The organism is Vibrio sp. 970 (genome assembly GCF_033339075.1).
Genome location: NZ_JAWOTW010000175.1, coordinates 1 through 844 on the forward strand (window position 1 = coordinate 1; position 844 = coordinate 844).

Below are 844 nucleotides of genomic sequence, written 5' to 3' on the forward strand. Positions count from 1 at the left end.
ACTCTCGTGCGCTCCGCAACACCGCCAGGACAACCAGTGAAGCGCATTTCCACTCGTCGCCCTTACGACGATCCGGGCGTTGAACGCGTCTACTACCGAATCATTCCAGAACAAGGCACTATTGTTGACAAAACGCACATGCCATTTGCGCTCAACAAACAGCGCATCAGTAACTGGAAAAAATGGTTTATTGAAACGGATTACTCCGTTACTCAGCTACCTAGCTACGAGCCAGAAGTTGCAGCTAACCCGATGACGGCATTCATTGATATGCCAGTGAAGTCTCGCTTCAAATTCATGCTTGATAACGCGCAAAACACCATAATGGCGTACATTAAAGGCCCTGTTTGTCGTGGTCAGCTTGCACTTAACGTCATCAATGATCGCTTCTGGGTATTCTTCTTGGACCCAGACAAAGCTGACATTCCTGAGGTTAACGAGTTCTACCGTTCACAAGCAGATAACTTAAAACTGCCAGCCGAACAAGAAAGTAATACGCTTCCAGTCACAAACTGGGTTAAGTACGCCCGCCAACAAGCGCGTTATCTTGAGGCGAAATCTGAGTTCACGAACAATTGGTTTAAGCATGGCGAAAACCTATCGACTGACGTCATTTGGGATGGTAACAGCACCAACCCAAATGCAGCATTAACAGTATTCCGTCATTTCGACAGTGCATCTGTAGTTCAAGGGTTGGTTGGCGAGCAGCCAAAAACAGTCTGGATCTTAGATTACGCTTTGCTGGAGCGTATTCACTACCTATTGGTAGCAGGATTTGACGTATACGGTAACTTTGGTCACCAGTTGATGACGCGTATGTTCATGGACTTCTTACGTCTTGAAG

1 protein-coding gene is annotated in these 844 nt (G+C 46.8%); it reads left to right on the forward strand.

The window, feature by feature from the left end; translation table 11 throughout:
- Positions 1 to 844, forward strand: an 844-nt coding sequence (locus R7Q11_RS25510; RefSeq protein WP_225466917.1) for a fatty acid cis/trans isomerase, incomplete at both ends; no start/stop codon positions are given.